We start from the raw sequence: 24,500 nt of genomic DNA, 5'->3' as shown, positions 1-24,500 counted from the left end.
ATGTCTCCTTGCGGAATTGCTCGAAGAACAGCTCCTAGTAGCCCGCGGCTACCTGTATAAATTGCCTATATATAGCTAAGGTTTTCGAGCATCTCAAGATTCGACCACCGGGTAGACAGCATCTCCCCAAAGCGTGTTCGGATTATCCAGCATCAGCTTAATGATCTGCGGGACGAGCTTACCCAAAAACCTGGCGCAATCACTCAACTGATCGCGATTGACCCTAGAATTCCAGGTTGCTCCGCCGTGTACTAGCTGGTTACGAAGCGTATACATGCGCGAAAGGATAATAGACAGTGCATCAGCGGTTCTGTGCTCCGCCAAGGCGCGGTTTGCCGCGGTCCTAGCACTATCAAAGCTAGACTTCCATTGCTCCTGCGAAATATTGCCACGCTGGTACTCCCAGAAGGGCTCGAAGACAAATTGGTTGTTTAAGAGAACCCTGATTGAGCCGGAGAATTCACTCCAGATCAGCTGATACAGGGTATCTTCAGTATCGAGCTCTACGAGTTTTTCGAGGAACATCACAAAGGTCTTTTTCTCATGAGCTCGCTCGCCCTCGACGATCTCGTTGGCATAAGCGGCATTGAAGGCGATCCAGAGGAATATGAACTTTCCGTCTTCATCCTCGCACTGCTCTGCTCTATCTAGCCAACTGAGGGCGCGGTGGGTACGCAGTGCCAGGCCTTCGGAATGACTTTCTCTTTCCGCTCGTTGGCGAGCCTTTAAATCTGAATATGTGATGGACATCTAACGGCTTCCCTGCACTAGGTTCTCACATCATTATTGGTAAATAGCCCAGCTGAAACAAGCTTTCATGCGCAAAAACAGCAACTTAGAGATATACGAAGCTCAAGCTTCAAGCCAGTTGTACTGAGAAGTTTTGTCCAACACTAGCTAATCATAGTTGGCACGATCACTGCTGGACAGAATTCCAAGGAGCCGAGTGCTATGCGGGAATGACGGACCCAAGGGTTGAAGCGTGGTTTCAACTTAGTCATCGAGATACGCGGCCAAGATCTGAACTTTAGTGCTGGGATTGAAGCACAGATGCTATGGCTCGAGGCCTTGGTTAGGGGTAGTCCACACCCGAGACAAGCGCAGTCCATCCATGACCGGGATAGAGGCTAAGCTTGTTAGCCTAGCGCCTCTGGGGTCTTATCCTCAAGGTAGAATCTCGTAGCGGAGCGCGATACGATAGCTCAGTGTGCAGGCCTTCCAAGTAGGAGTACAAAATGCCAGATAATTCGGAACTGCGTGAAAATTTTGACTACTTCGATAGCGATAATAACGGTGCGATCGATAAAGACGAGTTTGCCAATCTACTCGATGCGCTAGGGGCGGATATGTCAGCCGAGGAAGTAGTAATTGGTTTCGAAGTCATCGACACCAATGGCAATGGCCGCATCGAGTTCGATGAGTTTTTAAATTGGTGGACCAGCCGCTGAAGTAGACAGCATAGGCTGGCCTAGTCCGAAGTATCAAAGCTTGTAAGGTTGTGGCTGCGTTTCATAGCGTGGCCAATATGTACTAATGAGCGGCTACTCCCGCCAGAATCAGTCGTCCTTGCAAGTCAACGAGTCATAGCTCTGCAAAGCCTTCATTCTTTGAAGTGTCGTTATACATGTTCTTAGCCTCTTTGAAATGTGTTTCTAGGTTTTTTTAGCGTGCACGAAGATTGCGCCAATAGCTAAGAGTTAGTCCCAATGTCTTGGTAAGTTTGAGGCGAATTCTCTCTCCCAAAGCGGCATCTTTGCTGGGTTCAAAAAGATTGTGCATTTGGCGAGCGATAGCCTGGCTGTGTTTGCGGGCACGAACTTTCTGCGATAGCCCGCGTGTGCGCCTTTCCATAATAAAGTTACTCGTATTCTTTCCTCTGACAAGAAGAGCAGATTCTGGCTTACCTAGCTTTTTGGCGCTAGCGGCGACATAACGGATAGCAAGCCCAATCCTGCGGTCGTCACTGCTGTTTGCATCCGAACCATGCACCATTAAATAATGATGAAGAGACATTTGGCCCGGCTCTAACTCCATATATACCAGCTTGCTTTCATCGAGCTGCTCAGCTGCGATTTCCTGTCCTCGGCTTAGTAAATTGTTTTTAGCATAGGTGTTTTTCTGCTCGAGGATTTGAGTGTGACTGCCAGGCAAAACTTTCATCGCACCTGATTTGGCGGTGGCAGGACTCAGAGCGACCCAAGCAGTGATAACATCATCCGCTTCGATGCCCCAGTAAGCAGCATCTTGGTGCATTGAGACATAGGTTTCTGAACCTGCTTCTTTAGTGAAGAGCTGCGTCATGTAGCAAAGAATATCTGGGCCCACAATGGATTCCACGGCGTCCAAAATCTTTGGATGATGGACTAGTTCATCGGCCCAGTCGTACAGAAGATAGCTTTTGTTAGATTGCAGCCGGTCTAAAGGACGACCTTGCATTTTTTCGCAGTCTTCAAGTTCACCTCTGAGGCGAGACGCGTCCTCCTTGCTCAGAATATCCAGAGGAAACAGGCAACCATAGATTTTATAGCGTTCTACTTGGTCTTGGCTGAGCTGGTAAGACATTTTTCACTCCCCCGACAACCCCGCTTGGGCTTGTTATTCAAAAAGACATTTTGGTAGCAGTTATTGCAATGCCACTAAAACTAAGAAACAGCATCAGAGCTAGTGGAATAAGCCCTTCTCGCGTACCGCCCTTGGGATCCATACAAGTAAATAGCATCGCGTAAAGATTTCCTAACATGAATCCCCAGGTTGTAAGCATAATTATCTACCCACTGAGTTGATCAAGAAATAAGGCACTGACGACCAAAAGAGCACAAGCCAGATAGTCATCCAGCGATAAGGGCCAATACTTGGAAGCTACCTTAGAGGAAGGTGTTTTAGATAAGGAATGTTGCGACGTCATAAGCGACATATTAGAAGCTAAAACCAACAATTGTAATCCTTACTATTGAGCTGCTAAGCCCAGCAGTATTGAACCCTTACACAGCTAACAGAGCATCCCCGCCCTGCTGCTACCGAGCTGAGAAACTGAGACCTAAGTTTTTTCACTGAGCAGGACTCAAGCAGGTCAGCACCCCACCGGCAGGGCCGACAGTGAACACCCCATGGCATGAATTATTGTCTGCTCCCGTCCAGGGTTGAAGGGATATAAATGACATGCCCACCGCCGCGAACAAGACTCCGGGAGGTAAGTAGTCTAATTGTCAGTTTTACACATCACTGGCTTCACTCAGTTATAATCAGCAAAGAGCGGGTGATCCACGGGTGAACACGCGATACGCATTTCACTTCCATATTTCAGGTGTAAGTTCCAGGGCTCCGTTGCCCAGAGCTTGTGCGCATTGGTACATGTTATGGCCAAACCTATCGAAGCCCGGCAGAGGGCGATACTCAAGCGACTGGACAAGTTCAGTCACTTCACCGATAGCAGCATCGGAATACCATTCACCCGCTTCAAATTTGGTGCAGACTCTATTATTGGACTGGTGCCGGTGGTGGGAGACGTGGCAGGTCTTCTAATATCCAGTTATGTGCTGGTCGAAGCTCAGCGAGCCGGGGCGAGCAAGGAAGTGAAGCTGCGCGTGCTGCGCAATATGGGCATCGATTTTGTCGGTGGCCTGGTGCCGGTAGTTGGCGATGCATTTGATGCTATCTATAAGGCTAACACCCGGAACACCCGATTGCTGAGAAGCTATCTGGAAGAGCAGCTCGCTGTAGAGCCGCCTCCGCCACCCTTCCCCTGGTGGAAGCTAATTGGCTTGTCTGCTCTTTTAGCCCTTATTATCGGTGGCCTGGTGCTTATATTCTGATAAATCTTAAACAGCCTGAATGCCATTGCCGCTCACAAATCCTTGACACGATCGACCAACCGGGATTCGAGGGCACGTTCTGGTGAAAGCTACTGTACCAGCCGGTCGGCTCCAACCTGTGCGGCCACATTACAGGCGCTTTCGACTTCCAACAGCGCTTTGTCTTCATCCAAAGCCCGATTCAAAGACAGTGGAGTGACATGGGCCTGGTGGAACAACACAGCCCCGCCCTTCCACCACCGGTCAGAGAAGTATCTGAGACATTGCCTCTTGTCGTTAAAGAAGAATTCCGGCAATACAGCTTTCACCAGCAAGCAAGCGTGTAAAAACGCAGCCCATGAGCCCTTGCATGCGCAAGTTAAAAATTAAAAGGGCTTGAATGCCATGCTCAAAGCTCCGAACGGGGTATTCGGGTCAAATGTCAGCAACTTCAGGCCCATTCGATCGCATCAGCGAAGGCAAGCGCTCAATAGACGCTTAATACTTCCGATACTTCTAACAACCGCAGTATTTTTTAAAGGTACTACTGTCATGAATGATAGGTCATAAGTTGAGGTAGCTCAGTTGACAAGGAGCCCCACTACTGTAGCTTGGTAAATATGTGTTGCATAAAAATATAGAAAATAAGCAAATATTTTATTTTAGCGAATAGTGCATCATGTCGAAAACAATCACAAAAGATGGCGCAGAGAAACTTAACCCCATCGAATTTACCGCGGCATTGAAAGAGTATCGCGCGTATGTTCGTCGGCAGAAGCGCCTGTCAGGCGAACATGTTCGCACTACCACTGTACACAGTCGTCAATTATGCGGCAGCCAGCTAACACTTGATGCGCACATTGAGCACGGAACAGTAAAAGCGCTAGGGTTTTCTATCCAAGCCTGTTCTCTAGGCCAAGCTAGTACAGCTATGGTCTTGCAAAGGGCAGAAGGGCTCACCAAAAATGAATTACAACGAGCCGCGGAGCAACTTGAAGTTTTATTAGTGGGCCAGTGGCCAGCAGAAGCACTCATATGGCCAGAACTGGCCATTTTTATTCATGCAGATTCTATGCCAGCACGGCACGATTCTGCACGTCTGGTTTTTCGAGCATTACTGCAATTATTTGAAGAGGAGGAAAATTCAGTTTAAGGAATAACAAAAACATGTAGAACCGAACTTCATTGTTGGAGGAACGTTATGATTAAAGACATTATTGTTGTGGGTGGCGGCATTGGCGGCACCATGACAGCTAATAGCTTAGTCGCCAAGTTGTACCCAGAAATTAGCCGTGGGAAAGTTAGAGTCACGCTTATTTCAAACAGCCCTTGGCATTACTACAAACCCGCCTTTATGTATGTTGCATTTGGCGCTTTTTATAAGGATGAATTGCGACGTCCACAAAGCTCATTACTTCGCCCCGAAATTAACTTTGTGCTTGATGAGGTGGCAGGTTTTGAGTTTAAGGAAAGCCAATTAACAATGGCCTCAGGTAAAAAATACGACTACGACTACTTAGTGGTTTCCACAGGTTGTATACCTTCCCCTGAGCGTATTGAGGGCCTTAAAGAAGCTGGTGACCACTTTTACCAGCACGACCCTGCGCTGCAGCTTTATGAAAAACTCAGCACCATTGAAAAAGGCAGAATTTTCATTGGTGTTACCTTCCCGAAAACACCAGATGTACCACACCAATGCGGCATCGCCCCGATGGAAACCACGCTCATGCTCGATGAGTTTTTGCGTCGTCGTGGTGTACGAGACCAAATCGAAATCGTTTACACCTATCCAACGATATCTCAGCTGGTGAGAAACTGTTTGTTTTTACAGGAAGATACTTGCGCGGTATTGCCGCCCATTTTTGACTCCAAGGATATTAAATACAAACGCAGCTTTACACTAGAACGTGTGGATCCGGAAAAGAAAATTGCCTACTCCGAAGAGGGGGAAGAAGAAAACTTCGATATTCTCATGCAAACGCCTCCTATTCGTGCGGTGGATGCTGTCTTAGATTCTGGCGTATCGAAGGCAGCCAATAATGAAGGTTGGCTACCCACAGATCGCGAAACTATGCAGCTAGAAGGGTTTTCCAATGTGTTTGTAATGGGCGACACGGTGGACCTTCCGATTAGTAAAGCTGGAGGAAGCTGTCATAACCAAGCTCCTGTTATCTGTGACAACATTGCAGGTTTAATACGTATTGGGAATACAGTATCTGCTTACGATGGCAGAGTGCAGGCCATCGCCCAGATGGGCCTCGAGGCAGGTATGCCTTTGTGGTACGACTATGATGTGGACGTGATTCCAACACCGCCTACGAAGATTGGAGGTTTGATGCGTAAAGCCTTTAATAGAGGTGTGTATTGGTCTGTTGCCCGTGGCTTAGTGTAAAGGAGGGAGCAATGTCTGAAGAGATGAAAAATTATACCAGTGTGCAAGAGGTAGTAAAAAACTCTCCCGAACTCGCCAATGAGGCCACATTAGATGGATTGGCAGATCTCATTGAAAAGTTAGCTCCGTTATTACAGGGCAGACGCTTACACAATATTGTAGATTTACTCGCTGCAACTTCCGATGTTGTGGAAATGGCCGATGAGGAGATGGTTAATAAGCTTATGGCGCTGTATGAAAATGCAGTGGGCACGGCTTGGTCATTGGGTAATACACTGCGGCATGCCAGTTTGTTAGCAGGGCAGGAAGATGAACCGCCTAGTTTGTGGCAAACACTGCGCCGCTTCAGTAAGGATGAAGATGCGCGACGCGGCCTCAATGTGGTAGTCAATGTGCTAACACTCTTGGGTAAGCAAGCCTCAGACGCGGCACAGCCAATGCCAGAAGATTAAGTGATACCAAGATTAACAAAGCGCCACTCATCTTTGCGATGAGTGGCCTAAATCGTAGCATGTAGTCATTTTAAAGCGCAGCAAACCCTTCACGCAGGTCTTGGGCAAGCTTTATTGGACCTGACAGAGCAAGCCAAAAGGACCGTTTAGCAACCCTTTCCATCTTCCTCTTGGCAGCGTGGATCGAGGTCTGTTGCTATAGGAGCAGCATCCGGAAGTGGAACAAACTTTTCTTTTTGTTCCATGGCTGTAGCCGGTCTCTTGTAGACGCGCACCAGCACATACATGGCGTATAACAAAGCCACTGCTGCTTCAAACACGAAAAAGCTGAAGGGGCCGAAGACCGCCATAAGCACCGCTGCGGACAGTGGCCCGAGTGTGGCGCCTATGGAGTGGATCATCAACATCCGTCCAGATGCGGCAACGTAGTATCTGCGCTCTAAGCGGTCGAAGGTTTCTGCGACGCAGAGCGGATAGATACTGCTCATTACTCCGCCAAAGAACAGCGCCAATATTAGCAGTGTGGCAAAGGGTAGGCCTGAAGCGAGCAGGCTCAGCAATACTGCCCAGGAGCCACCAACCAAAATAAGCGCAGTCGCTATAACTAGTCGCCGGTCAAGCCTGTCTGCCAGCGCACCTATGGGTAGCTGGAAGAACAATCCGCCTAGGACTACCACACTCATGAACAGGGCAGATTCAGCCACGCTCAAGCCGATTCTACGCGCAAAGACTACGCCCAAGGCATAAAAGGAACCAATCATTACCCCCGATACAGCAGCACCAATCAAGCCAACGGGTGATGCTGCATAGAGAGTTTTCAGGTTGAGTGCGCGACTTTCGCTAAGATTTGGCTCACCCAGCCTGGTCATTGTTACGGGTATTAGCGACAAAACAATCAAAGCTGCAGCCAGCATGAACAGGTCGGGAGCTTCAGGGTCTGCGAGGTTAACCATTGTTTGGCCAGCAGCGATCGCCAGATAATAGGCGAGCATGTAAAAGCCGAGAACTCGCCCTCGGGTTTCGTTGCTGCTCTTGGTATTCAGCCAGCTCTCGATTGTGGCTGTTAAGCCGGCAATACAGAAGCCGTTAATAATGCGGAGGGCAACCCATGCCGTTGGGTGGGTGAAGGCTGTGTAAGCTAAAGTCACTGCGGCAGTTAATGCGGCAAAGGCTGCAAATGCGCGAATATGGCCGATACGAAGGATCACCCGTTTTCCGCGTAAGCCACCAAGCCCGAGGCCAAAGTAGTAGGCCGCCATGATCACCCCGGTTAGTGCTATTGGGTAGCCTGTCGCTTCCATTCGGAGCGGCAGAACAACACCGAGCAGGCTATTGCCGGCAATCAGGGCCGCCGTACCACCCAATAGGGATCGTACCGAAGCGAGAATATTGCTTACGCTTCGTACTACTACCCGGTATTCAACCATAAGATCAGCCCCTAATTAGCCGTGGTATTGCGGGCCTCATTCAACACCGGCCTCAGTGAAGGCCTTGTCATTCTCAGGTTTCACTTTGGCAGTGATACCCTGCCCGAGATTAAAGGTCTGGCCCAACCCAGCCCAGCCGCGTCGGCCCCTGTGTCTGCAATGAACTCCAGCCACTGACCAGCATTTCTGCTAAACAGAATCACCGCATTCAGCGAACAACACACAGGTAGCTGGCGTGTTGCTTCGCATGCCAGTGGCATATTCTTACATAAGCTGAGAAAGCCTCCGACCTTCTCCCAGGTAGATAAGGTCCCGCCTGGCGCATCAGGGCGCGTAGAAAGCGGCCACTGTTCAACTCGACCATAAGCAAGCTTGTCTCTATCTGATAGTCTTTTTTAACACGGAAGCAATGATACCGCGCATGCCATAATAAAAAAGGCCGACTTACCCTTAGTCAGCCGGCCTGTCGAGTCATGATACAGCCTTAATCAAATGAGGACTTAGTTAGCCTAGACCAACGCGTCGCCCACCTCCTCTAGCACCAAAGCATGCTGGAGCAAGACACTGGCAGGAATTGGAGTTAACAGAGCTCAAGCAGCAGAGAAAGCACTGAACAAGTGCTTGGCAGATTCCTACGCATCCTGTGAGGGAATACAGAGGGTATAGATCTGTGAAAGAAGCGGCTTGAATGTGATTTCGCAAAAACCAATCATGCTAGCGCGCTAGCTTCAAGCATGAATGCGTAGTGCTACGATCGGGTTGTCAGTCACTAAGCGCTTTATTTCGTCCATACTTGGCTCTGATGCTCTGTAGCCTGAGCGTAGGAAACCTCGGCGTCAGCCCTGTGTGCCTGTTCCCTCATTTTTTGAGAATGTAATTCAGGAACGGTCTAGCGTCGACGCATTTTTGTGCGGACTTGCTTTTGCAGGCCTCTGATTTTACGTTGTGATGCCCCGGTGATCTTCACTAACTTTGCGGGATCGGCTTGCATAAATTGCTCAACTGTTCGCACCCCTTGAGCATTCAGCGCACGTGTTTCATGGGGAGTGAAAGTGTCGCTAGGGAATGCTTTGGTGATAGGGTCGCTAGGTTGAAAAGTATCGCTGGGGAAAAATGTATCGCTAGGAAAACTACGCTCCGATGGGCTGATACTACCTGCACTACCCTTTAATTCTTGTGCTTGCAGAGACCTTTTTTTGTCCTGTGCCTGAAGCGGGCTGGTCGCCAGCGCCATGGCACTAACCAACAGCACGGATGCTATACGAACATAGGAAAAAATTGTCATTTGGAACTCCTGTTATTGCACTTTTATATCTAAGTCAGGTGGCTCATAAGACCACCTGCATAATCGCGCTTTATCAATACACCTGAAGCAACACCCTTTTATTTGCAGGGTTTGCGCACTTTGCTCAACTCGTTTTTTGGGTATAACACTTTTAAAAGCCCCAACAAGCAGCGAGAGCACATGTCCTTTGACCGTATCAAAAAAGAATGCTCTTTCAAAGTTGCTAGCCTGCGAGAGAGTCTATTACCCGTGGACAACCACCTTGACCCGCTCATTTTGAGCCAATATTGAACGGGACTAGTTGTGTTGAAGTGCGCACTTGCTGCCTAAGCTGTGTAGAAAATAATGAAATAAAAATATAGAGAGCCTGAGCGTGACTACATAGACGAGTTTTCATCAGCCACAGCTCTCATAGTGTGGTGGATGAGCTGCGCTATTGTTGTTTGTCAGCAAGCGATAAGTGACTGTGTAATCGACAAATCACCAATAAAGTCCGCGAGTATAAATAGTCCAATCCTGCGTGAATTACCAAGTTCGCTTTTGTAGGACTTAGAAGCTAGTATGATATAAAAATTAACATAGCTGTAGCTATGTAATGTCTTGTAATTTTAAAACATAGCTATGACTATATAGATGTTGTAGGTTGGTCAGGCTTGAGGTACCTAATGATCGGTTTTCTGCTTATAAACCATTCATAAGGATGGTTATATGAATAAATTAGACTAGGGAGTGTTGGGTATGTTTAACAATAAAAAACGCTTAGCATTAATGATTTCGTTAGCTACCGCACCGCTAGCTCATGCTCAATCTGGATCAGGGTTAGTGCTGGAAGAAATTATGGTGACCGCACAGCGTGTAGTTGAGGGTGTGCAAACTGTACCAGTAACAGTCAATGCTATTTCGGGGCAGGTATATAGCGATACGGTTGGCAACGATATAAAAGACTTGTCAAAATTAACACCAGGCTTATCGCTGGAAAGTAGCGGTAATAACCAGAATGTCACCTTACGTGGTATTGGCACCAAAATAAGTGCGCCGCAATCGCCAAGGACCAATATCTATGTTGATGGTGTTTATCAGATGCAACAGCAAAACTCGTTTTTCGCGCAATATGACTTAGAACGTTTTGAGGTGCTGCGCGGACCACAAGGCACGCTGTACGGCAAGGCATCCCCTACCGGTACTATTATTATTCATACGGCCAACCCATCACTGGACAATGTTGACGGCTATATGCGGCAGACTGTAGGTCAGCATGACCTAAGTACCACTGAATTTGGTGTCAGTGTCCCAATTATTAAAGATGAATTAGCCGTACGCCTAGCCGGCATATACGATGAAAATAATAATAAGGATTATCAATATTATGGCTCTGGCCCTAGTGAGCCAAAAGATCGCACGCGCTCCGGCCGAGCAAACATATATTGGGATCCCGGCAATGGCTTTGATTTGCGTTTTTCTTATACTTACGTTGATAAGACTAGCGGGGTTGATTTATATGTGGCTCAGACTAAAGATGATCGCTGGGGTGTTGAGCTATCGCCCTATGATAGAGAGTCATTATCTAATCGCGCTAAAAAAATGGATGTTTCTTTTGACCAGTCTATTTTGGAAATGAATTATGAGTTCAGTGACTATGTATTAACTTATCAAGCCTATTATTCTGAGTCTAATAATTATCAGCTAAACGATGAAGACTCTACTCCACTTGATGATAATTTTCAGATTGTTGATATTAACTTTTCCCATCTATTTAATAATGAGTTGCGTCTAAGCTCCGAGGGCAATGATGCTTGGGATTGGATTGCTGGGGTGTATCACTCTAGAAGTGTGGCCACTACGGAAGCCTTCAACAAGCAAAATAGAGGTTTTTTTGATATTAATGCCTACGTTGAACTAGCGTCTGGCACCGAAGACTATGGGGCATTTATCCATAACAGTATTTTTTTGACGGATAATCTAACACTTACCCTTGGTGGCCGCTGGACCAAAGAAAGGCGCAGGGGTTCTGCTGACAGCGAGTTCTTTCTTATTGCCGGCGGCAATGAAACATTGGTAGGTGGTGGCATTGAAAAGGCTAGTTCAAAATATATCGATTGGACAGGCACAACTAAATTATCGTATGTGCTGTCTCCCGACGAAATGATTTACGCTACTGTTGATTTTGGTGGGCGTTCTGGTGGCCAAGGTATTGATGTCAAGGGGACTGTGCCACATGAGCTTTCGCTTTACGACCCCGAGTCAGCGACAAGTTATGAACTCGGTTATAAGTCGGATTTATTTGGTGGTCGCATGCGTTTTAATGCGGCTCTTTATTATCAAATTTACACCGATTACCAAGTTGAATTAGAAGCACCTATTAATGATCCTTTGCAAGGTATCACCACGTTTACTGGTATTCAAAATGCAGAAGAAGTTATTGCGCAAGGTGCTGAAATTGAAGTTAACTATCTGCTAGCCCAAGATTTGGTGGTGAATATAGCCGTTGCTTACAACGATACCAAGTTTGAGGAGTTTACGGGGGCCGCCTGTGACGATGGTAATTCCGCGGCATTAGCTACGGGCCAATATGCTACCTGTAACTACAGTGGCCAACGTGTTGGTGGCGATACGGGTAATTGGTCAGCAGTGGCTTCAACCAGCTATTCACAAGCGTTTATGAATAGTGGTTTTGACTGGTACGTGGATGCGTTTATGAAATTTGACTCATTCCGTATAGCGCCTAACACTCAGCGTCGCTCAGCAAGTTATTCGACTTTTGATCTGTTTACGGGTCTCCGCGATGATGTATGGGATTTAAAACTTTGGGTCAAAAACCTGACGGATAAAGAAGCGATAGTACAAGATGATAGAGCGGCAGTTGATAGCCTAATACCACACCTGTGGGTGATGAATCCTCGTCAGTTTGGTGCAACTGTAACTTATCGTTTTGAGTGATTAAGTTTTAATGATGAAGGTTACTGGCCGTCTAATCTTAGGTTAGATGGCTGGTTGCCTGATGCTAATCAAATGAAACTTATATTATAGTTAACAGGGCAGCATGTGTGAGGCCTTGTAACAATAGTTACAAAGTTTTGCTCATTTTTGGCGCCCTTCGGAATGTATTATCAACACGCGAACTGGGCGACATCGGCTGGATCAGGGTTTCTGCTGACGCCTCCCCAGAAAGAGTCACGACTCACACCAGGGCGCAATGCTTTCGTGGCTCTGACCAATAGCGTTAGTCGGTGGCCGAAACTTCGCAATACCGCTTTCGTTCGAAAAAATCGCCCAGATCATCACCGAATAGCGTCGACGGACTGCCAAATTTTCCCTGAAACTTGGCTCGTATCGGACCTGTAGTGAACGTGGCGTCATCAGACTCAAAAACACCGACTTCACCTGTGGCGGAGCCTTGCAGCCAATAGCTATCACTGCCATCGGTGGTGAACGTATCGACACTCACTACAACTGGGAGAGCCAGCGGCTCAGGTGACGCACTAAATTCCATATCCTTGAACTCGAGTTCATGCTCGTCATGCATGGACGCTGAAATGAGATTTACCAGACGTGACTTCACCACAACAGCGACCCTTTCCGGTCTCACGACTCCGGGATTATTCATCGTATATCGATTCGGCCCAGGTAAGCTGTAGCTAAATTGCTTACCGTTAACAACGCTAGGATTACGATGCCTGACATCTACTGGAAACCGACCGCTTTCATCCAGCTCTGGACCAGTCCCTGGTTCTTCATAGGGCTTGGCGATTCTTTTGCGAGCAACCTTGCCCTTATTAGCGGCATTATCCAGATAGTAATATTCTACTGTTCCGTCAGGTTTTACCGTGACGTTGTAGTAAACTCCATTTTTACCAGGGTAGGTCCCGGACTCTACCGATGTTGCGTACCTGGATGGTGCGTACCACCAGTGCCCTGAAGACGGGGAAAGTCGAAAGGTAAGGCCAGAAGGCTCTACTGAGGCCTTATGGTGAGCAGGGAAAAACTCGAATCGCAGGTCATTCAGAATACTCTTTTTATCTTTGAAATCCAGAGTAATGGCCTGTAGCTCATTCTGACGGTCAAACATCTTTGAACCAAACTCTATCGCTGATTGTGTCGTGGTTGCGATAACGTCATGCCAAGGCAGGCTCACTGCCGCCCAGCACTGACAACTTTCGGCTACCGTAATCAAGGCATTACCTTTCGCGCGCGAATCTACCACACTGACAGCTTCGATGCTGATGTTTCCATCTTGTTTTGGCGCGGTGAACAAACCTGTGGAATTAACGGTGCCACCCGTGGCGCTCCAGGTAACCGCTTTATTTTCGTAGCCAGTGACCGTTGCGCTGAACTGGGCTGTTTCACCCCATTCGACACAAGTTGACCACGGCGCAACCGTCACATCCCCGCCGCTAGATAGCCGAGCAGTTGCTTCGCGCGCTGGGGCTGACACCGCTTTGCGCAATCCAGTCTTTGATGTGCTAGTCGCACGCAAAGTGGCCGGAAAATCGCTGGCATTTTCTGACGTCACCACAGTTACTTCATAGGTGTTAGGCCCTGTTTTTTCATGAAAGAACTGGTGTCCACCCTGAGGAACGATAGAAAAAGCTACGCTAGTGTCATTCGCATTATCAACTGTAACGGTGAAGGTAGAGGTATAACCCGGGTCGCCGTTGACGCGAGCGGGGCTAATGCTCAACTCGATTGGGGTAACTTCTATGGGCCCTTGTGCTGATGTCGAGCGACCACCAAAAGCCTCGTGCTCGGCGCTGACGACCAGGTTGCCCTGACCAGTTTCTTCAATGATGAAGGCTTTGTCAGACACCACACTAAGGACACGACCAACCGGCACAACTTCTGCATAGTGGTAGAGTTCGTCGGTAATATCGGCAGGTCCAAAGTCGCACGCCGGCACGTGTAAAAAACCACGACTGTCTCCGTATTTGTTCATGACCTTCTGGGTGGTAACCCCTGCGGCCAAGCCGCTTTGATAGGTGATAGTCCGTTTGATTACCTTATCGCCGGCGTATTTCCCAAGAAATCTGGTGCCTGCGCCACCGATGGCCTTTTTGAATACTAGATTAAGGATAGCGGTATCGAAGCTCATTCCCTGGCTACGCGCCGTAACCATAACGTCGTCCCAGTAACCGGTCAGATCTTGATCATCTTCCAGATAGAATTGTTTGTTATGATTAAAGGTCAGCTCAGTCAACTCACTGGGTAATAGTTTTTCCCTCGCCTCTCTGACTATTTCTAATACACTGATACCCAGAGAAATCGCGGTAGCAGACACGGTAACCGGATTTACGGCACCTGCTGTAGGGATTGTCGACAACACAGCGACGGTTTTGGCCAGGCCGCCCCCAGCCGCTAAATAAAGCGCTTGATCCGCCCGTACTGCAGCGCCCTCGGCTTGGCTGATCATCATTGCGGAAAGACCCGCGCCGCTTGGTCTATACATTGCGCCCTGGCAAAAATCGTGTGTTGCCGCAGCAGAAGCGTCTGGTGCTGGCGGTGCTTTTAATTGATCCAATTCGGATGGTGCTACGCTGGGTATCTGCTCAAGCTTTTGGACGTAATCTTCCAAACCATCCAGGATACGGCTTTCCCGGATCAGACCGTCCATAACTCGCTGTGCGGAAGGAGTAAGATCTGGCGAGATTGCGGCGGTTCCTGCTGCAATTTTTTCCAAAGAGTTCTCATTATTCGATCCACGCAATCGATCTTCTGCAATCTCCATCAGGGGGTTAAAAGATGAGTCAGAGCCCTGACTATTTGGCTCGACGATCTGACGCTTGGTGTCGTCATAAGCTCGGTCAAGCAGGTCAACGAATGCGTTAAACGCACCCGGGGCTTCGGGCAAGGGTTCGATAACAAATGCCATAGGTGCGCAGCTTGCGCCATCACCATCAATCAAGGTTAAGGTGACCGCCCCACCTTCGGCAGAATTGTTAGGGTGCACCGGTACGACAAAGCTGGCTCCGTACTCGCCTGCCCGGCCGTCCACAGGAATGATGCGAGAATCACCACTTTCGGGATCGATCACTTTAAAAGCGGGAATCTGACCAAAATCAGATGGAATGCTGCTGAAATCGATCGTGTGAGTCGGCCGGCCCGACGTTCGATCTAGCATCACATCGTCGCACGTAAGCGCTGCGTCACCAGAGCTGCCAGAGGAAGCGCTAGTTCCCTGCCCCAGCACTGTCGATGCCCAGCTTGACAGCAACAACGTGACCGTCAAAATAACAGCGTGCATACCGTCGTTACCCTGCAGCTATGGACGGACACGAATTACTACGTAGGTCTGGTTCGGTGCTGACGCGGTAAGGGATCCTAATCGTTGCGTGGCTTATTAACAAAGTCTCCTCGTTCCAAACACAAAGGCGGTCACGCGAATCATCAAGGCATTGCCTGTCCGCTGCATCGGTGATTAAGAGACTGATGATGCGACTTTCTATATCTGAGAGACTTCGTGTCAGCGACTCTCCTTGAAAGACCTCAAGAGCGCGAAGCGCCTTTTCGATGATCATTTAATCACCTTATACACTGTCATTATTAAAACCATTAAATTCTACATAAGACTTATTTTCTGAAATGTCTTTATCATATGCATCAAAGTTATAGTCCGCATATTCTTTATAAAAATCGTCTATTTTTTCGAGGCTTTTGTCACCCCTATATTCAATAGTTATATTGTTTGTGCGAATTAACTTTATTGCACTTTTATATCTAAGCTAGGCGGCTCCTAAGACCACCTGCATAATGGCGCCTTATCAATACGCCTGAAGCAACACCCTTTTATTTGCAGGGTTTGCGCACTTTGCTTAACTCTTTTTTTGGGTATAACACTTTTAAAAGCCCCAACAAGCAGCGAGAGCACATGTCCTTTGACCGTATCAAAAAAGAATGCTCTTTCAAAGTTGCTAGCCTGCGAGAGAGTCTATTACCCGTGGACAGCCACCTTGGTCCGCTCATTTATCGCCAATGGGGCATGCATAAGACAGTCCTGATGCAGGAACGAAGTCTCTCAATGCAGGTGTTAGGTTTAAGAAGGCATCTGCAATTTATCAACTTGCAGCCTTTACCGGATTCACTGTGACTGGCCCCGGCAATCCTTTGGCGACTCAATAAGCCGCTTCAGAACGAAGCGGATCAGTTTACTTAATGTTGCCTGTACAGTCCTGTGCATTCCTGCAACGAGACGCCCGGGGCGGCCCATTATGATGTATCACATAACTAATCATAGGAGCGGCTATGGTCTACTGTTCGAATATAAGCTGGGCTCTATCTAGTGCGTCGCTCGGCATCGCTACATTTGAATTGGCTAGAACCTACGGTGGCGGCGGGTCAACAAGATACTACAATCAGATTGACTCACAATAAGTTTAGATGAGTTAAAACTCAGCATTTTACGTGCAGCGCCTCGCGGCCGATTCGGCCACGGGGCTGCACGGCGAACATTCGTCACGAAATACAGAATTGGAAGACATGATATGGAGAAAGATAAAAGAATCGCTTTAGCCCTATTCGCTGCTGTAGCACTAGGCATGATGGCAGCTTACATCGCGGACGCGAGCGCTAAAGGAGTGGTTTTTGCCGGCATAGCGTCTTCTTCTCTCCTCATAGTTTACTACTTCGTGCACACCATCTTAGAAATCACACAATCAGGTTCGAAGGGAAATGAGAATGACGCTCAGAGATCGACATCTAAGCTTGCAAAATACTGGCAACTCTTCATCCCTGGTATTTTGGTGGTCGCCTTCTTTGTGATGTTGGCAGACAACTATTCGCAAACTGGCACCATCAAATTGACCTTGGTTGCAGGCACAATGACAGCCTTTGCAGGCTTTATCGTACTCAAACGCTCGATCAAGTAGCGAATGGCCTCTTGTTCGCACTGGACATCACAAGAGCGGTTTAAAGAGAGCGCGGAGTGTGCAACCACTAGTCGCCAGACATGCGCCAAGCAATTTAACGCCGCCAACATACGCAGTTTTGAGAACCGCTAGGCATGGATCAGAGCAGCCTATGGGCTGTTCTGACCCTGCGGGCTTCGGCGCTGCGCGCCTCGTCTCAAAATGCTAAACGCATTTTGTCGAACCAGAGGGTTCGAACCAAGTCCTAGCTCGCAGCCGGCCAAAAAAAATGGGCGTCCCTTTCGGGAAGTCCACATGTCATAGTCCTCCTTGATTCATTGGTCAATTTTTAAACTAAGTATGGCTGTGGCTCAATTGTATGCAAGCCGCTGACACATACCGCGTTTATAGAGAACGGCTCCCGTGATCTTCCCCTCTTCCGCAAACTCATGAGTAGGACATGCTGATCATTTTTATCCACTCCTTGTAGAACACTAATCGACGAGCTGCGTGCTTTTGTTGTCCAGTTCTTGATAATCCTGACTTGCAGGCCACAAAGAGCAAAGTCTCAACGAACAATCCCTACTCCCGATATGCGCCCCCCGCTATCGCGACACCCTAGTCAAAATGGACTACTTCTAGCTAAACAGAAAAGCCGTGATACCTGTCGCCGTTGCAGCCTGAACAACTGTACCCAGCGTGCGCTTACCTGCTTCCCCCATCTTCGTCTCGCCATTCAATAGGGCTAGCGCCTCTCTCCCAGCACTAACCAAGCCGGCCAATTCAGCTGAATCTGTAATTCGGTCAGTTAATGTATTGTCTGCCACCTTGTCAAAGACGCCACCGACGTTAGCTGTATTTTCTGCATTAGAAAAGCCACTCGATTTGACGCCATCAATCACACTCGACGCTTCAGTCGTCGCCAACACCTCGATATCGGAATACTTCTCTAGATGATCCCGTACGTAGCTGGTACTACCGGTCGATTTAAGCTGATATTCTTCCAGCAGGTCGCCCGTTTCTTTAGAAAATATCTGCACGTCAGAGCCCTGATGGGTGGTAGATTGATGCATAGTAGCGTAACTATCTGTGTGGGTAGCGTTGTACTCTTCAACCCACCGCATTTCGTGGTAGATCCCCTTAACGTTATTGGCAACTCCTCTCAATTGCTCAGGTGACAACGAGTCTAAGTAGGCCGCCAGATCTGCTTCGGAAGCACCTTCAAGCGATGCAGTGGATCGCCGGAGGGCTTCGAGTACAAACAACTCCTCTGAGCTACCATCTAATACAGTATGAGTAATTAGCGCGTAGAAAACGCCACCGATAATGGCCTCTACACTAACGGGTACATGTCTCACATAGTGCCTAAAGCCTTCAATAACTACGGGCTGGAAGTCCTTCAAGACATGCTGACGATATGCCAAGGCATTCTTGTTATCTAGCCGCGAACAGATGGTCTCCGCATGCTCTTCCAAGTACTCATGAAATGGAACCAATGTCTTCTCAACAAACACCGAAGCCTCTTCAGCTGTCAACTCGATCTCATCCTGATCAAGTTGTTCCTGTATGGCAGCCAGAAGTGTTCCTGCGGTGCTGACTATCTGCTTATCTTCATCAGGCAAGGTATCAAAATCCCTGGCCTCGGAAGCAAGCAACTTATAAGCCCCAATGCCTATAAGGATCCCAACGCCTGACATCACCAACGCGCCAGCCGCCATACCTCCACCCACTAAGCTACCTATTGAGGCCAATGTCGCGTTAGTTGCTGCGGCTCCAGATAGGCTGGCGATAGCTGTACCAGTCCCTGCGGTACCAAAGGTACTGACCAAACCGAATAAAGTAACAGTACCCGCGACCCCTGCAATTTTAGCCGACAGCAGCTTACCAAATTCACCTAGCCAACCTTCTGCTTCTTTGTAGCTGATCTGGAGAATACAAGCAGTAATGTACGTGAGTTCTTTGCGAGTATTCTCCAGAAGCTCCCGCGCGTCTTCAGGCTCGAAATAGGGTTTAACATACCCCCGTGCTGTTCCATAGACATCTCCCGCACTACGACCTACACGAACAATCACATTAGTTACGCCATTGTCATCTAGATACTGCTTAGTTGGCTCGGCAATAGTCTTCACTACCACAGCCTTCGCTGACTTGACCTTTGCTCTAACCTTCAAACTCTCGTCTAAATCGACGGCCTTGCCCAAGGTATAATCAATCGCTTTCGAACTCGCACCGGCGACAGGTTTTACGGCTTTACCGAGGCCGCTTTTCGTATAGCTATCCTTAAATACTTTTCCGGCAGCTGTAGCCTTCTCAGATATTTGACCCGACAGATCACTATCATCGAACCTCTTCTTAGCTGACCTGGCGTTATCACGCACAAATCTCTGTAATTTACGAAATTTATTGTCTTTCTTAGTCACTGACCTTCTATCTCACTGCTGCTTTAACCATCTTTGATTTTCCAAGTATCGGCACGGCATCATTCGCTACTAATTACAAAACCTGGCATTAACGCACCCAAGGTGCAGAGGGTTTCCTCCACCGTAGTACGGGTTTGGGTACAACAACGGCCTTTCGTGTGATGTCTCGAAATCCTGTAACCACCTAGCGACCTGCTCTTTTCTAGCAACTCCCATATGATCCTGGCCAGGCAGATAATTCTCCTGTAGAACAATGCGACAAAAATAGGCCAACAACAGGCTGAGCTGCCCACGATCATCCCAGATTATTTTGAACAAATCCCATTCTTTGCCTTTCGACAAGTTTTCAGTCAGGTAATCAGAAAGAAAATGTTCGGGTGAATCGTATCGCAGTATGGTAATCAGGTAGTAGATAGCCCCTTCCCAATACGCCCCCACTTGGAATAATAAATCGTGATAGCTATTGTCGCGATTTACGTCGTGCGGCAAGGGATACTGTGGCGCAATGACAGGCGTACCTTTCCGCAAATCCTGTCCCATCTTGTCTACTAGGGGCTGGTACGCAGTGTGCCAGTCGTTTTCTTCTACAAACTGTCGCGAGATAGATTGCCTCGAAAGCAAGATGCCATTTTGGATTCTCGACGTATGATGGGGTGGAAGCGAAATGGGCAATCCAGTCTCGGAACCCCGACAATCAGTGCCATCTAGGCCGTCATCAGAAAACATAACTGGCAGATCGCCCCGCTCACTGCGCCCGAGCATGAGGTTAAACCAACCGGAGTAAGGGAAACATTCCCCTAAACCCGCAGTGGATAATCTGGGGAATCTTTCTACGAACTTGCCTGCAAGCTGCCGAGCAGTATCTGACTTTGCATCCGTCCAGCCGAAATAATTGTTTGACTCCCCGGAGCTGTATTCGGCAACTTCTACTCCATCGGAAGCGTACACCTTCAAAACATTGTCCGGAGATCTGAAAATAGAATCGTATGGAAGAACTTGGCAACGCCAATATGCCCCACTCGGAGCCATTCCAGAGAAAATGGCAAGCCGCTGATAACCTTGCTTGTGCAATTCATGGACCATCGCGAGTACGCGCTGCGAGCGCCTAACCTCATTATTTTCAATCCTGCCCGTGTCCAGCATCCTATTCAGCTTCACTCGCCGCTTGGTAGTTTTCCGAGTCAAAAACATGCCTTCTATGCCAGTCCAGATACTTCCGGTGGAGCTCATTTACTGACTTCAATGACATCTGCTCTGAAATTGAGAGCTCAGCGGCATGATCTTTCAATGTGGCACTGATCAAAATTCGACCATCATCTGCAAAGCTGATGAACCCCCTATCAAAAGCCGCGTCTAAAGTCGTATTGAGAAGAAGGCCATTGTACGTGTCGAGCCGTTCGGCGTTAGTGCAGTCGCGCCACGGCTTGATGTGGGACGCGCGCAGGAATGCGGGCAAAGTAACCCCTGAAACCGCACATTCGGACCAATAATTTAGAAGGTTGTCGCGAAACTTTCCCTGGCCTAATCGCGACTTAACAATCGATTCTTTCTCCGTGTCGCTGGCAGTTTCAAACTCAGCCTCTGCATTGGCAATATCATCCAAGGCAGATGCGACCGGCATCACCTGGTCACTAGGACTGCCCAGCCATTCAACGAATCGGGACAGTGCCTCTTCGTCCTCTATATTGACAGCTATGCCATACTGGATCGGCTTTTTCCCAGTTCGGATTCGAGTAGGAAAGCCCTTCAAATTGCTGCTATGAAAAAAATCCTCTGTAACCGGATCAATTCCGTATAGGTACCCTTTGGCGGCATGAATTCGTTCCAGATAATCGGGGTGCACGACCAACGGTGCCTTTTTGACAACACCAGATTTCGAATTAACTTCTGGTCTCTTAATATAGAATAAATATTCAATGTCATCTCTATGTACCGAGTGGATTTTTTCGCTTGCCGCTTTTACATAAAATCCCAGTCGATCCAGACTTTGTGTAATTTCTGCTGAGTTCAACATTGATTACTCTCTCCTTGAGAAAACCCATAGTCTCTTAATGTATAAAACAGGTTGTATAAACGTATATCACTCAGCTTATTGGGTGATCCCTCTATAAAGAGTTACCAAACAGTCAGGGCCTTAGCCCTCGGTAGGGCATACGCTAGACGGCCCATTGTTTAGCAAAAGTGGACCGTAGTGGCTCCAGCCGTTCTGGTAGCACTTCATTGCACACCAAGCCCAAATAGGTAGCGGCCCGCGTGGCACCTACATACAGGAAACGATCAAATAGTTCGGGCTTTTGCATTGCCAACTCGTCGATACCTACAAAAAACACCGCTTCAAATTCAAGGCCCTTAATATGCTGAATATCAAATACCCGCACATCGGTACCTTCACCCAGCGCTTTACCCTCTTCGCAAGCAACGGCACTTAGATTCACCTCCTCCAAATAGTGGGAAAGTCGTTCAGCAGTTGTCTTTACCTCAAGTTCGGAGTTCACCAAAACCGCGATGGTCGGTAGTTGCTGCACTTCCTTTTCTACCTCCTTGATACGGTCAGCTATCCAGCACATAGCTTCATCTCCGGTTGCACCTTCACACAACACCGGACTCACGCCTTCATGGTTGCTCTCCTCCGGTACCTGCCCAAGAGCACTGAGATCACCGCATTGGAGTCGAAGAAGCTCTCCAGCAAATGCATTCAACTTACGGCTTTGTCGATAAACCAGCTGCACCGACCTGATCGAAAGTGAAGGCGACAACCAGTTTAATTGCTTGAGAGTACGAATGCCGGTAGTAGTAATACGCTGGTTAAAGTCACCACAGGCGAAAAATGATTGAGTGGATGGGGCTGCCAGGCTCTCCATACAGGCTAATTCCAGCATAGAAAAGTCGGTCGCTTCATCTACCATAATCTGGTTGCGAAACATCTCGGTGATGTTATACAGATAACTGAACCTTGGTTCGTCGATTGCCCTTGAAATGAAACTTTGTTCCAGCAATTGCCTGGCATTCTTCAGCATTAGGAGGATGATGGCATCAAGCTCAATGCCAGCAAGCTGATTGGCACTGATTACATCACTGGTATAGAAATCTGCTCGTGCAGCTTTATCTTTGCGAAAGCGTGGATAACTGGTAGGTATATCGGTTACATAGCGTTTGTGGCTATTGATGAAACGCCGTAAGCCATTCTGGAAACTGATGTGACGACCAATTTCAACCAGTACTTCGATACTAGGGATAGCATCACCTAGAAACTGGACAACCAAACCAGATCGAGATCCCTTTGGCATGCTGCGTTTGAGATATTTGTTTCTGGCAAGTGCCTTCAGCGCCGAAAGGTAAGATTTTACCGCTACCTGTATAGCATTATGTGTCGGCGCAGCTGTTTCTTCCTGATCATCGTCATCAAAAACATCTTCATCGTCCTGTTCATTATCCTGCTGCAAAGTTTTCAAATATTGAGCTAAGCGATGAAATACGTCATTGTCTTTGTTGTATAGGCGGTTGCGTTCTTTTTTGAGCATCTCATCGGCGATGGCCCTTGAGTTCTTCAGGGCCTGCTTTAAGGAATCTTCTTCGCTCTCCAATGATCGATATATCTCGATCAGCGGTCGATTTTTCAGAGTAACAGCAAGTGTTTCTAGCTGCTGCAATACCTTTTGTTCACCTTCAGGGTCGGCAGCTTGCACAATCGCCAAACCATCCAAAAGTTGCTGGCGTAGGCGCATTTCGTGATGCTCTTGGAATGCGTCATACCAAACACTGGCATCACTTACTACTTCGGCCTTTACAGGTAAAAGATCATTTTTCAACGTAAATCGGCCACCATTTGCACTACGTAAAATACCGAGAGTATTGCGAGCAATATCATTGCGTAAGCTAACCCATGTGCGAATATGCGCATCCGATGCTGGCACTTGTTCGCGATTAAAAGCTTCCTTCAAATACTGTTTTAGTAACTCCGATGGCGTGAACATAAGCCAACTACTTTGGTGGGGGCGTTGATGGCTCGCGGATTCTGCAATCCGGCGTTCATCAGCATCAAGACTTTCGAGATCCAATTTTTGCCCAAGGCGTTTAATTAGCGTAGTAGTTTTCCCTGTACCGGGGGGCCCCAGAATCATCAGGCGACTTTTCAGCGGCAGGCGAAAAATCTCCCCCTGGAACTGATCGAGAACCGGTTGGTCGCGTAAACCCATGGCGGTGCGAACCTGATGGCTTATACCAGCTACTACGCCACCTTGAACCTCAGCCTGTTCCAACAAACGATCCAGTTCATCTGCACTGTCTAATCGCTCTGCTTGTAAAAGCGCGCGCAGGGACTCAATGGAGTAACTGCCGTTGTTATAGTGTCGATATTGTGTTTGCCTTGAATCCCAGCCATCGGCATTGTGTTCTGGCTGGTAGCTGGTCTTTTCGATGACCCAATAACGGCATTCCTTACCACCTATAACGATACTAGCTTCATCTCCCGGGGGAATTTCAGCAAAACGCCCTAAAGGTGATCGGTAGCTTGCAAACTCTGTTTTTGATGGCAATAGCAAATTACTAGCGCGGGCTATATAAATTACTCGCTGGCTTTCATCGTCACCTTCTAAAACCAAACGAACTATGGCAGGCTCTGCACACAACTTCTGCATAGCCTCGCGCTGTTCTTGTTGGATACCGGCAAGATTTTGATAGGCCGCCCCTCCAGTGAGGGTATTGCCACTGGCAAAACTATCGTTACCCGGCCGCTCATTATTACCGAGCTTATCGCTCGCCACATTGGCAATCTCATCAAAGGTAGATAGTGTTTCTTTCGCTAACGAGGTAAAGCCTATTTCTTGCATCAGTAACTGCCTTTAGTATTTGATTATTCTTATTGTTCGAGCTGACCTATAACCCCATGAAAATAGTCT

General features: G+C 48.0%; 16 protein-coding genes. 7 read left to right on the top strand and 9 right to left on the bottom strand.

Annotation, left to right across the window (positions count from 1 at the left end; all coding sequences use genetic code 11):
* Nucleotides 1–93: 93 nt before the first annotated feature.
* Nucleotides 94–750 carry a HEPN domain-containing protein gene (locus tag H2508_RS01485; RefSeq protein ID WP_220463549.1) on the bottom strand — a complete coding sequence of 219 codons (657 nt, stop codon included), beginning with the start codon at nt 748–750 and terminating at the stop codon, nt 94–96.
* A 485-nt stretch (nt 751–1,235) separates the two neighbouring features.
* On the opposite strand from H2508_RS01485, the gene H2508_RS01480 reads away from it, so the two are divergent.
* Nucleotides 1,236–1,448 (top strand): EF-hand domain-containing protein, encoded by a 213-nt coding sequence (locus H2508_RS01480; RefSeq protein ID WP_182168639.1) that lies wholly within the window; start codon nt 1,236–1,238, stop codon nt 1,446–1,448.
* A gap of 214 nt (nt 1,449–1,662) precedes the next feature.
* On the opposite strand, the gene H2508_RS01475 is transcribed toward H2508_RS01480, so the two are convergent.
* Nucleotides 1,663–2,562, bottom strand: a complete 900-nt coding sequence (locus tag H2508_RS01475; RefSeq protein ID WP_182168638.1) for a phytanoyl-CoA dioxygenase family protein — start codon at nt 2,560–2,562, stop codon at nt 1,663–1,665.
* Between the two features lie 794 nt (nt 2,563–3,356).
* Here H2508_RS01475 and H2508_RS01470 point away from each other — a divergent pair.
* From H2508_RS01470 to H2508_RS01455, 4 genes are all read left to right on the top strand, one after another.
* The gene (locus tag H2508_RS01470) at nt 3,357–3,812 is read left to right on the top strand and encodes a DUF4112 domain-containing protein (RefSeq protein WP_182168637.1); all 456 of its coding nucleotides are present in this window, start codon (nt 3,357–3,359) and stop codon (nt 3,810–3,812) included.
* A 658-nt stretch (nt 3,813–4,470) separates the two neighbouring features.
* Nucleotides 4,471–4,944, top strand: coding sequence for an iron-sulfur cluster assembly scaffold protein (locus tag H2508_RS01465; protein WP_182168636.1), 474 nt, complete (start codon nt 4,471–4,473; stop codon nt 4,942–4,944).
* A gap of 48 nt (nt 4,945–4,992) precedes the next feature.
* Complete coding sequence (locus H2508_RS01460) at nt 4,993–6,183, top strand: NAD(P)/FAD-dependent oxidoreductase (RefSeq protein ID WP_182168635.1); 1,191 nt, start codon at nt 4,993–4,995, stop codon at nt 6,181–6,183.
* Between the two features lie 11 nt (nt 6,184–6,194).
* A complete protein-coding gene (locus H2508_RS01455) occupies nt 6,195–6,635 on the top strand; it encodes a DUF1641 domain-containing protein (RefSeq protein ID WP_220463548.1) in 441 nt (146 codons plus the stop codon).
* A 146-nt stretch (nt 6,636–6,781) separates the two neighbouring features.
* Here H2508_RS01455 and H2508_RS01450 read toward each other — a convergent pair whose 3' ends face one another.
* Nucleotides 6,782–8,062, bottom strand: coding sequence for an MFS transporter (locus H2508_RS01450; protein WP_182168634.1), 1,281 nt, complete (start codon nt 8,060–8,062; stop codon nt 6,782–6,784).
* A gap of 889 nt (nt 8,063–8,951) precedes the next feature.
* Nucleotides 8,952–9,347, bottom strand: coding sequence for a helix-hairpin-helix domain-containing protein (locus tag H2508_RS01445; RefSeq protein ID WP_182168633.1), 396 nt, complete (start codon nt 9,345–9,347; stop codon nt 8,952–8,954).
* Between the two features lie 738 nt (nt 9,348–10,085).
* On the opposite strand from H2508_RS01445, the gene H2508_RS01440 reads away from it, so the two are divergent.
* Nucleotides 10,086–12,284, top strand: coding sequence for a TonB-dependent receptor (locus H2508_RS01440; RefSeq protein ID WP_182168632.1), 2,199 nt, complete (start codon nt 10,086–10,088; stop codon nt 12,282–12,284).
* 283 nt (nt 12,285–12,567) lie between these two features.
* On the opposite strand, the gene H2508_RS01435 is transcribed toward H2508_RS01440, so the two are convergent.
* A complete protein-coding gene (locus H2508_RS01435; RefSeq protein WP_182168631.1) occupies nt 12,568–15,582 on the bottom strand; it encodes an Ig-like domain-containing protein in 3,015 nt (1,004 codons plus the stop codon).
* Between the two features lie 1,237 nt (nt 15,583–16,819).
* Here H2508_RS01435 and H2508_RS01430 point away from each other — a divergent pair.
* The gene (locus H2508_RS01430) at nt 16,820–17,203 is read left to right on the top strand and encodes a hypothetical protein (protein ID WP_182168630.1); all 384 of its coding nucleotides are present in this window, start codon (nt 16,820–16,822) and stop codon (nt 17,201–17,203) included.
* Between the two features lie 617 nt (nt 17,204–17,820).
* Here the strand turns inward: H2508_RS01430 and H2508_RS01425 are convergent.
* From H2508_RS01425 to H2508_RS01410, 4 genes are all read right to left on the bottom strand, one after another.
* Entirely contained in the window at nt 17,821–19,602 is a 1,782-nt protein-coding gene (locus H2508_RS01425; RefSeq protein WP_182168629.1) for a hypothetical protein, read from the bottom strand.
* A gap of 69 nt (nt 19,603–19,671) precedes the next feature.
* Nucleotides 19,672–20,745, bottom strand: coding sequence for a hypothetical protein (locus H2508_RS01420; RefSeq protein ID WP_182168628.1), 1,074 nt, complete (start codon nt 20,743–20,745; stop codon nt 19,672–19,674).
* Between the two features lies 1 nt (nt 20,746).
* On the bottom strand, nt 20,747–21,616 hold the full coding sequence (locus H2508_RS01415) for an HNH endonuclease (protein WP_182168627.1): 870 nt from the start codon (nt 21,614–21,616) through the stop codon (nt 20,747–20,749).
* A 142-nt stretch (nt 21,617–21,758) separates the two neighbouring features.
* A complete protein-coding gene (locus tag H2508_RS01410; protein WP_182168626.1) occupies nt 21,759–24,431 on the bottom strand; it encodes an ATP-binding domain-containing protein in 2,673 nt (890 codons plus the stop codon).
* Between the last annotated feature and the right edge of the window lie 69 nt (nt 24,432–24,500).

Origin of the sequence: Sediminihaliea albiluteola (genome assembly GCF_014077625.1) — a bacterium.
Lineage (GTDB): Bacteria > Pseudomonadota > Gammaproteobacteria > Pseudomonadales > Halieaceae > Sediminihaliea > Sediminihaliea albiluteola.
Note: the sequence above shows the minus strand (reverse complement) of the source record. Positions and strands in the feature narration are given on the sequence as shown.